The following is a 10,706-nucleotide window of genomic DNA, read 5'->3' on the forward strand; positions in this document are numbered from 1 at the left end:
AAAGTATTTCGCTCCTGATGGGCCTGTTATGCCTGGCTGTTATGCCATCTGTTGCTCAAAAAGCCAAGAAATCAGCGAAAGAGGAGGCGCAGGCATACATTCAGGTAACAAACCAGCGGGCAGATAAGATCGTGGATAACATGGCGATTTCTGACAGAACTAAAAAACTGAAGGTGCGTGACTATGTGGCACAGCAGTACCGCGACCTAAGCCGGATTCATGAGCAGCGCGATGCACGTGTGAAGGCAGTAAAGGAAACAGCAGGAACAAACAAACAGGCTACAGAAAAGCGAATTGCTGAAATAGACGAATTTACGAATGCCGAACTGGCCAAGCTGCACCAAACCTTTATCGGGAACCTGCAGGCGCAGCTATCGGCAGAGCAGGTAGACCAGGTAAAAGACGGTATGACCTACGGCGTGGTGCCCATTACCTACAAAGGCTACCTGGCCATGCTACCCAACCTGACCGAAGAGCAAAAAACGCAGATAATGGCCTGGCTGGTAGAAGCCCGCGAACATGCCATGGATGCAGGTACATCGGAGAAAAAGCATGGCTGGTTTGGAAAGTACAAAGGCAGAATAAACAACTACCTCTCGGCGGCTGGTTACGATCTTAAAAAAGCAGGCGACGAATGGGTAGCCCGCGAAAAGGCAGAACAAGAACCCAACTCAAAGAAATAAGCATCTGACCCCTTGAGTAAAAACAGAGCAAAAGGCTTTGGAAGGCGGTTTTCATTTAAATAATTTGTTTCGCCTGTAAGAGACCGTGCCGTGGTGGGTAAACCGCAGAACCCTGTGTGCCGCCTGCTTCCTATCCTAATTTCACCGGTTAACAAGTAGCAGCTAAATTATTTAAATGAAAAAGGCCTCCGGAAGCTTTCCGAGCCAAAAAGAGTCAAGGGGCATCGGTTAGGTAAATGCTTTCTGAAGTTGTTCTTTCCGCAGAACATGAGAGGCGTTGCAACTTGTTGGTAATTAGAATTCTAACAAATGATTGTTTAAAATTGTTTGTATATTTGAAAATCGTATTTATATTTAAATAAATATCAGGAGCAAAAGCGGTCGCATTTTTGAAGTAAAGAACGGAGCCTATCTGGTAACAAAGCCGCAGCAGGCACGGTGCCGCCGCCAAGTGCATTTCAAAGTTAATCTAAAGCAGGAGTGATTGCACTCCGCTGAATAAATAGAAAAAATTAAGGTAACATATGAAAAAGTACTTTATCCCAATTCTTGCCCTGGCAGCCATGCTGGGGATTAACCAGACAGCTTTGGCGCAGTACCCTAAAATTCCGAAGGATGTGCAGGAGGCAAGTAATAAACTGATGGAGGACGCAAAACGCCGATCTGATGAAGCCTGGGAAAAAGCACTGCCGATTGTGGAGAAGGAAGCAAGAGAAGGAAAACCTTATATTCCGTGGGCCGGCCGACCAACCGATCTGCCACAGGCCGATATTCCGGCCTTTCCGGGAGCTGAAGGAGGTGGTATGTACTCATTTGGTGGCCGTGGTGGTAAAGTATATGTGGTAACCAACCTCAACGACAGCGGCCCCGGCAGCTTGCGCGATGCCTGCGAGCAGGGTGGAGCCCGTGTCATCGTTTTTAATGTGGCCGGTATTATTAAGCTGAATAGCCCGCTTATCATTAGAGCGCCCTATGTAACCATTGCTGGCCAGACTGCTCCCGGCGATGGCGTTTGTGTAGCCGGCGAAACTGTCTGGATCGATACGCATGATGTTGTTATCCGGCACATGCGCTTCAGGAGAGGCGAAACTTATGTAGGCCGCCGAGACGATGCCATTGGTGGTAACGCTGTGGGTAACATCATGATGGACCACATTTCGGCCAGCTGGGGCCTGGACGAGAACATGTCGCTTTATCGCCATATGTACGACCCAATGGATGGCTCCAAGCATCTGAAGCTGCCAACAGTAAACATCACCATCCAGAACAGTATTTTCTCTGAGGCTTTGGATACCTGGAACCACGCCTTCGGTAGTACGCTGGGCGGCGAAAACTGCAGCTTTATGCGCAACATGTGGGCCAGCAACGCAGGTCGTAACCCCTCTATCGGCTGGAACGGTATTTTCAACTTTACCAATAACGTGGTGTTTAACTGGGTACATCGTTCTATAGATGGTGGCGACTACACAGCTACCTACAACATTATTAACAACTACTTTAAACCAGGGCCAGCCACACCAACCGATTCGCCGGTAGGTCATCGTATCTTAAAGCCTGAGTCTGGCCGCAGCAAGCTGGGTTACCTGGTGTTTGGCCGTGCGTATGTTAATGGCAACATTATGGAAGGCTACGACCATATTACCAAAGATAACTGGAATGGCGGGGTGCAGGTAGAAGATTTACCGAACACCGGCGAGTACCGCGATAAGATGCGTGCTACACGACCTATGCCAATGCCTGCCATGACCATTATGCCTACTGAAGAAGCCTATAAGTATGTGTTAGCCAACGCAGGCGCGACACTGCCTAAGCGCGACCCGGTGGATGTGCGTGTGGCAGAGCTGGTAAGAACCGGCAAAATCAATCCGAAGAAAAACGTGAAGCTGCCAGAAACACAGTTTGAGCACCGCCGCCTGCCAATCGACTCTTATAAGCTTGGTATTATTACAGATATCAGCCAGGTTGGCGGTTACCCCGCTTACAAAGGCAAGCCTTATAAAGACTCCGATAACGATGGTATGCCAGACGATTGGGAGAAAAAACACGGTCTGAACCCGAACGACCCGTCTGATGCCAACGGCGACCTGAACGGCGACGGCTACACCAACATCGAGAAATTTATAAACGGCATCGATCCATCTAAAAAAGTAGACTGGAAAGACCCGAAAAATAACAAAGACACATTGGCTTACAAATAAGCTGGTGCGCACAGCAACGGGTATGCGAAAGAAAACAACTGTTCTCTGATTGCTTTTAAAGTTTGAAGGTATTGGTTGTGAGAAGCAACTGATGTCTTCAAACTTTTTTAGCAACCGCCATCTGCTGTTCATCAATACTTTAAAGCTGCCAGCTACTGCTTGTGTTTACTGGGCTGGCGGCAATAGTTTACATTTTATTACAAACCAACAAACATGAAAAAGTACCTTGTTCCTGTTTTTACACTTGTTTCATTGTTTGCTCTTTCGCATACGGCTCGGGCACAATATCCTACCATACCGAAAGAAGTGCAGGCTAAGGCAGATGCTGACCTGGAGGAGGCACAACGCCGCTCTGATGAGGCATGGGAGCGGGCACTGCCAATTATAGACCGTGATGCACGCAATGGCAAACCCTACATTCCGTGGGCTGCTGTTCCTTCTGATCTTCCGCAAGCCGACATTCCTGCTTTTCCGGGAGCTGAAGGAGGCGGAATGTATTCCTTTGGTGGCCGTGGCGGCAAAGTATATGTAGTAACCAACCTCAACGACAGCGGCCCCGGCAGTTTCCGGGACGCCTGCGAGCAGGGTGGCGCCCGCATTGTGGTATTTAACGTAGCGGGTATAATTAAACTGAAAAGCCCTGTTATAGTACGGGCACCTTATATTACCATCGCCGGCCAGACTGCTCCCGGAGATGGTGTTTGTATTGCCGGTGAATCTGTTTGGATCGATACACATGATGTGATCATCCGGCACATGCGCTTCAGAAGAGGTGAAACAAATGTGGCCCGTCGCGACGATGCGCTGGGTGGTAACCCCATCGGTAACCTGATCGTGGACCACGTATCTGCCAGTTGGGGCTTAGACGAGAATATTTCCATGTACCGCCACCAGTACGACTCCGGCGATGGTAAACTGCAAAAGCTGCCAACGGTGAACGTTACTTTCCAGAACTGCATCTCCTCCGAATGCCTCGATACCTACAATCATTCTTTCGGCAGCACCATCGGGGGGCTGAACAGTACCTTTGCCCGTAACCTGTGGGCGAGCAACATTAGCCGTAACCCATCGGTAGGGATGTATGGCAGCTTTAACTTTGTGAACAACGTGCTCTTTAACTGGTGGAACCGCTCTGTAGACGGAGGCGATCATCGTTCTCAGTTTAACATGATCAACAACTACTATAAACCAGGTCCCATTACACCAAAAGATCAGCCAATTGCCCACCGCATCCTGAAACCGGAGTCGAACCGCTCTGCCAAAGGAACACAGGAGTACGGCCGTGCTTATGTAAACGGTAACGTGGTAGAAGGAAATGAGAAGGTAACAAAAGACAACTGGGATGGGGGTGTGCAGGTGCAGAGTAACCCCAATGCTGGCGACTATACCGACTATATCCGGACGAAGAAACCCTTTGCCATGCCTGCAGTAGCCATTATGCCTGCTCAGGAAGCTTACCAATATGTGCTGGCCAATGCCGGTGCCACACTCCCGAAAAGAGACGCCGTAGACACCCGCATTGTGGAGCAGGTAAGAACAGGGAAAGTTGTTTACAAAAAGAATGGCAAAACCGGTGTGGGCAGCGAGTACATCAAGCGTCGCTTACCGGAAGATTCTTATAAGCAAGGCATTATTACCCATGTTAGCCAGGTTGGCGGCTACCCTACCTACAAGGGCAAACCCTATAAAGATTCCGATAACGACGGCATGCCAGACGATTGGGAAATTAAATACGGACTGAACCCGAACGACCCGTCTGATGCTAACGGCGACCTGAGCGGTGATGGCTACACCAACATCGAAAAGTACATAAACGGCATTGACCCTACTAAAAAAGTAGACTGGAAGGATCTCAAGAACAATAAAGATACTTTAGCCAAAAAATAAAGGCCGCACCAGCAGGCTAATTTTTACCGACATAACCCTTGCCCCGCCTTCTTTAGCAAAACTAGAGGCGGGGCAGTGGCATAGATAAAAAGCAGAAAAGCATAGTCTTTGTCTGTACCGAAAAATAATACGAATTGCGAAATATTCCGTCTGTGAATTGTAAATGTAAGCTGATACGAAGTGTAGTGGTTACCGCCTGGTTACTGGCAGGCTTTCTGGTGGCCAACAGTGCAGCATGGGCACAAGCCAAAAAGGCTCCGCCTGCACCACCTGTTTCAGTGGGGGCAGATGGTAAACTTGCCTATGCGCCGGATTCGCTGGGCAACCGTATTCCTGACTTCTCTTACAGCGGGTACATGGCCGGGGAGCATGCTATTCCGGATGCTCCTGTTAAAGTAGTGGTGCCGGTAGTAAAAGGAGATGCTACGCAACGCATACAAGCTGCGCTAGATTATGTGGCCTCTCTGCCCGCCAACCAGTTGGGAATTAGGGGAGCTGTACTGCTCGAAAAAGGAACCCACGAGGTTTTTGGCAGCTTGCAAATAACTGCTTCTGGTGTAGTGTTGCGGGGTAGTGGTGAAGAGGCCGGAGGCACGGTATTACTTGGAAGCGGCCAGGATCGCGAAACGCTGATTAAGATCCGAGGGAAAAACGACAGACAGTTAACAGAAGGAGTAAAAATAACGGATGCCTATGTACCTGTTAATGCCACACAAGTTAAAGTAGCTAACTCAAGAGCCTTTAAAGCAGGTGATAAGGTGCTGGTGCATCGGCCGAGTACAAAAGAGTGGATTCACGAACTTAAAATGGAAGAGTTTGGTGGGGAGACTGGCTACATTGGCTGGAAACCAGGTGAACGCGATATTTACTGGGACCGGACAGTGGTAGCCGTAAATGGAAATACGATAACACTAGACGCTCCCATAACCACAGCTTTAGATACTAAATACGGTGGAGGTAACCTGATTCCCTATACCTGGCCGGGCCGCATTTCGCAGGTTGGGGTAGAGAACATGAGGCTGGAATCGACTTATAACAAAAACAACCCGAAAGATGAAGCGCACCGCTGGATGGCCATTACCATGGACCATGTGCAGGATGCCTGGGTGCGGCAGATCGTTTTCAGGCACTTTGCCGGATCGGCTGTGGCGGCTTACGAAACAGCAAAACGCGTTACCGTAGAAGATTGTAAGTCGCTGGCTCCTGTTTCTGAAATAGGCGGGCAGCGGCGCTATACATTTTACACCACAGGGCAGCAGACACTGTTTCAGCGCCTGTACGCCGAAGACGGCTATCACGATTTTGCCGTTGGTTTCCGTGCGCCCGGCCCCAATGCCTTTGTGCAATGCTTTTCGTACCTGCCGCACAGTTTTAGTGGTGCCATCGATAGCTGGGCTTCGGGTATTTTGTTTGATATTGTGGACATCGACGGGCAGGCGCTCAGCTTTAAAAACAGGTACCAGGATGCACAGGGTGCCGGCTGGACAGCAGCCAATAGCGTGTTCTGGCAATCTACTGCCGCCCGTATAGACAATTATGCACCGCCAACTGCCATGAACTGGGCCTTTGGAGCCTGGTCGCAGTTCGGGGGCGATGGCTACTGGGGCAACACCAACAGCCACGTAAAACCACGCAGCCTGTATTATGCACAGCTCAGCAATAGAGTAGGTGAAAAAGTGATGGAACGCGCCCACCTGCTCCCCATGGAGACAGATGCCACGAGCAGCCCTACTGTGCAACAGGCAATTGAATTAACGCAGCAAGCCAACGCAGCAGTTCCTCAACTAACCGAGTGGATCGACCAGGCCACCAGCAGAGTAGCCATTCCGGTGCAGGCAGCCAAAGTTAAAACCATCGACCAGATCAGTTTTAAAAATACGCCACCCGCTAAACTGGCAGCTCCTATGCAGGTGCAGAACGGCTGGCTGGTGCGAGGCAACAGCCTTATAACTGGCAAGCGGCAGGATGTTCCGTGGTGGAGAGGCGATGTACGCTATTATGAACTCTCAAAAGCCAAGCCTGCCGTAACGCGCTACGTGCCAGGTAGAACTGGTGCTGGCCTGACCGACGACCTCGAAGAAGTGACCAACGACATGAAGCAGCGGGATGTGGTGGCGCTGGAGCATAACTACGGCTTGTGGTACGAGCGCCGGCGCGACGACCATGAGCGGGTAAGGCGCATGGATGGCGAGGTCTGGGCTCCTTTTTATGAGCAGCCTTTTGCCCGGAGCGGAGAAGGCACCGCCTGGGATGGCCTGAGCAAATACGACCTGATGCAGTTTAACCACTGGTACTGGAACCGCCTGAAGCAGTTTGCGGACCTGGCAGACCAGAAAGGGCTGGTGCTTGTGCATCAGAACTATTTCCAGCATAATATACTGGAGGCAGGCGCTCACTGGGCCGACTCACCCTGGCGACCGGCTAACAACATCAACAATACTGGATTTCCGGAGCCGCCACCTTATGCCGGAGATAAGCGCATTTTTCTGGCTGAACAGTTTTACGACATCACGCACCCCGAGCGCCGTGCCCTGCACAGAACTTATATTAGAAAGTGCCTGGAAAATTTTGCAGACAATACAGGTGTGGTTCAACTATTAAGTGCGGAGTACACCGGGCCACTGCATTTTGTGGAGTTCTGGATCGATACAATTCTGGAGTGGGAGAAGGAGACAGGCAAAAATGCCCTGGTTGGCCTGAGCACGACCAAAGATGTACAGGACGCTATTCTGGCTGATCCGGCCAGAGCAGCCGCCATCGACTTGATAGACATCCGCTATTGGAGCTACCGCGAAGATGGAAGTGTATATGCTCCGGAAGGTGGCGTGAACCTGGCACCACGGCAGCATGCACGGCAGGTAAAACCCGGAAAACGATCGGCTGAGCAGGTGTACCGTGGGGTGCGGGAGTATCGGGAGAAGCATCCTGAAAAAGCCGTTATGTATTCAGAAGGCAATTACGATGCGCATAGCTGGGCCGTTTTCATGGCGGGTGGTTCTTTGGCCGCCATTCCGGCCACTACGCCTGCAGGCTTTCTGACCGATGCCGCTACCATGCAGCCCACAAACGCTCCGGATCAGTTGGAGGGGCAGTGGGTGCTGGGGAACAAAGGTAAAAGCTACATTCTCTATAATAATGCAGGCAGCAAACTTAACCTCGATCTTACAGGTGCAGGCGGTACTTATAAAGTGCGTTTCATCGACCCGAAAAATGGTCAGTTGCTGAAGAAAGAGGAACGCGTGAAAGGTGGAAAAGTCGTCGAGTTTGCCAGTCCTGCTCCTGGCCCGGTCGTGCTGTGGGTAACAAAGTAGAGCTTGATTACATTAGAAATTAGCTCAGTTAAGCTAAAGGCACAGCAGTTTTAGAAGAGCTTCTTCTTCGGAAATAAACTTAACTGTGTAGTAGTGAAGAACAGATTTTAAATTAAAACCCGATACATAATTAACCCGAACATGTTGAAGAACATTTTTACACTGGTGCTACTTACTTTGGTAGGAGTAGCCTGTACATCGCAGGAGCAACAAAAAGAAACTGCTGACTCTGGTGCTGTAGGTAAGCTGAAAATCTCGGACGACGGCAGGTACTTTACCAAAGAAAATGGCGATCCGTTTTTCTGGCTTGGCGATACCGGCTGGCTACTTTTTGGTAAACTCAACCGCGAAGATGCGGAGCTGTACCTGGAGAACCGCCGGGAAAAAGGCTTTAACGTGATTCAGGTGATGGTGCTGCACTCAGTAGGAGCGGTAAACGCATATGGCGACACAGCCCTGGTGAATAAAAACGTAGCTACTCCGAAAGTAACAGAAGGCAACTCTTTCTCAGACTCTACCCAATACGACTACTGGGACCACATGGACTATATTGTAGACCTGGCAGCAGAAAAAGGCTTGTATATGGCGATGGTTCCTGTTTGGGGCACCAACGTGAAAGAGGGACATGTAAATCAGGCGCAGGGCGAGACTTATGCAGCCTGGCTGGCAGATCGCTACAAAGACAGACCAAACATTATCTGGCTGAATGGTGGCGACATCAGGGGAACAGACTCACTGGAGGTTTGGCTACGAATGGGCACTACCCTGCGCGAAAAAGACAAAAACCACCTTATTACCTTCCACCCACGTGGCAGAACCACCTCCTCGGTCTGGTTCCATAACGAAGACTGGCTCGATTTTAACATGTTCCAGTCGGGGCACCGCAACTATGCGCAAGACACCACTGCCGGTGAATTACATTATGGCGAAGACAATTGGCGCTTTATAGTGGGAGATATGAAATTAACGCCTCCTAAACCAACCTTAGATGGCGAACCATCTTACGAAATGATTCCGCAGGGGCTGCATAACCCGGAGAACCCTTACTGGGGAGCCAGCGATGTGCGTCGTTATGGCTACTGGTCGGTGTTTGCGGGTGGCGCGGGTTATACTTATGGTCACAACACCGTTATGCAGATGCTCCAGTCCACTGATGAAGGAAGCGCCTTTGGAGGCAAAGGTGTTTGGGACGATGCCATCGACCACCCGGGCGCAATGCAGATGGTGCACCTGAAAACGCTGATGCTTTCACGGCCTTATTTCGAGCGCGTACCAGACCAGACCCTGGTGGCCAAGCAGCCCGGCGATAAATACGATTACCAGATCGCTACCCGTGGCAAGGATTATGCTTTTATCTATACCTACAACGGCAAGAACATCAGCGTAAACATGGGTAAAATAGAAGGCGACAACGTGAAAGCATCGTGGTTCAACCCGAAAAAAGGCACCTTCACCGAACTCGAAGAAACCTTCCCGAACAAAGGCGTGGTAGAATTCAACCCTCCTGGTGAGCCACGCGATGGAAACGACTGGGTATTGGTGCTGGACAGTAAGTAGGCATTAAATAGTTAAGAGTTAAGAGTTAAAAATATTAAAAAGAGTGATTGACTTACATTGTATTAATTCAACCATTGAGCAATTTAACCATTTAACAATTAGCAACAATCAACCGCAAATTATTCTAATGAAATAGCCTTCCGAAGGTAAACAGGCTGATTTCAGGCCAAGGGTGTTCACCTCAGCTAAGGCTATAAAATAAGTATACTGACATGATAAAAAGATATTTCCTTTTCGTACTGGGCCTGTTCTTGTTTGCTGCCTGCGGTACTACAACCGAAGAGGCTGCACAAGAAACTCAGACAGCCGAGGCACCTGCCAAAGAAGTGTATATGTTCACTTCTTTCCGGGAGCCTGCCAACGAGGGGTTGCGCCTGCTCTACAGCTACGATGGCTATAAGTGGGAAGAACTGGAAGGCATTTTCCTGAAGCCGGAGGCAGGAGAGGGCAAACTCATGCGCGATCCTTCTATCGTAACCGGGCCCGATGGCACCTTCCACCTGGTCTGGACAACGGCCTGGCGTGGCGACAACGGCTTTGGCTACGCCAGCTCCAAAGACCTGGTGAACTGGTCGGAGCAGCAGTTTATTGATGTAATGAAGCACGAGCCAACAACTGTAAACGTGTGGGCCCCGGAGTTGCATTACGACGATGAGAATGAGCGCTATATCATTATCTGGGCCTCTACTATTCCGCATCGTTTTCCGCGTGGCGTAGAAGATGAGAACAACAACCACCGCATGTACTACACCACTACTAAAGACTTCAAGACTTTCACCGAAACGAAGCTCTTCATGGATCCTGACTTTAGCATAATAGATGCTGTGATCGTGAAGCGTGGCAAAAACGATTATGTGCAGGTGCTCAAAGACAACACGCGCCCCAACCGAAACCTGAAAGTAGCTTTTGGAACAGATCCGCTGGGACCTTACACCGATGTGTCGGAGCCATTTACCGGAAACTTTATGGAAGGCCCTACGGTGGTGAAAGTAGGCGATGACTGGCTGATTTACTACGATGTGTATGAGGAGAAAATCTACGGAGCCAAGAAAACCCAGGACTTTAAAAAC

General features: G+C 49.9%; 6 protein-coding genes. All 6 read left to right on the forward strand.

Annotation, left to right across the window (positions count from 1 at the left end; translation table 11 throughout):
* A partial coding sequence (locus FVR03_RS22600) for a DUF3826 domain-containing protein (protein WP_369410474.1) occupies positions 1 to 683 on the forward strand: 683 nt, incomplete at its 5' end.
* 524 nt (positions 684 to 1,207) lie between these two features.
* A complete protein-coding gene (locus FVR03_RS22605; protein ID WP_147924054.1) occupies positions 1,208 to 2,881 on the forward strand; it encodes a thrombospondin type 3 repeat-containing protein in 1,674 nt (557 codons plus the stop codon).
* Between the two features lie 213 nt (positions 2,882 to 3,094).
* Complete coding sequence (locus tag FVR03_RS22610) at positions 3,095 to 4,768, forward strand: polysaccharide lyase (protein ID WP_222707296.1); 1,674 nt, start codon at positions 3,095 to 3,097, stop codon at positions 4,766 to 4,768.
* Between the two features lie 152 nt (positions 4,769 to 4,920).
* Positions 4,921 to 8,079 (forward strand): DUF6298 domain-containing protein, encoded by a 3,159-nt coding sequence (locus FVR03_RS22615; RefSeq protein WP_255474367.1) that lies wholly within the window; start codon positions 4,921 to 4,923, stop codon positions 8,077 to 8,079.
* 141 nt (positions 8,080 to 8,220) lie between these two features.
* Entirely contained in the window at positions 8,221 to 9,636 is a 1,416-nt protein-coding gene (locus FVR03_RS22620) for a glycoside hydrolase family 140 protein (RefSeq protein WP_147924055.1), read from the forward strand.
* A 212-nt stretch (positions 9,637 to 9,848) separates the two neighbouring features.
* A partial coding sequence (locus FVR03_RS22625) for a glycoside hydrolase family 43 protein (RefSeq protein ID WP_222707297.1) occupies positions 9,849 to 10,706 on the forward strand: 858 nt, incomplete at its 3' end.

Source organism: Pontibacter qinzhouensis, assembly GCF_008017455.1.
Classification (GTDB): domain Bacteria; phylum Bacteroidota; class Bacteroidia; order Cytophagales; family Hymenobacteraceae; genus Pontibacter; species Pontibacter qinzhouensis.

What these genes read in the sequence shown, in the direction of transcription:
- FVR03_RS22605 (WP_147924054.1), top strand. Translation starts at nt 1,208, where the DNA reads ATGAAAAAGTACTTTATCCCAATTCTTGCCCTGGCAGCCATGCTGGGG.
- FVR03_RS22620 (WP_147924055.1), top strand. Translation starts at nt 8,221, where the DNA reads ATGTTGAAGAACATTTTTACACTGGTGCTACTTACTTTGGTAGGAGTA.
- FVR03_RS22610 (WP_222707296.1), top strand. Translation starts at nt 3,095, where the DNA reads ATGAAAAAGTACCTTGTTCCTGTTTTTACACTTGTTTCATTGTTTGCT.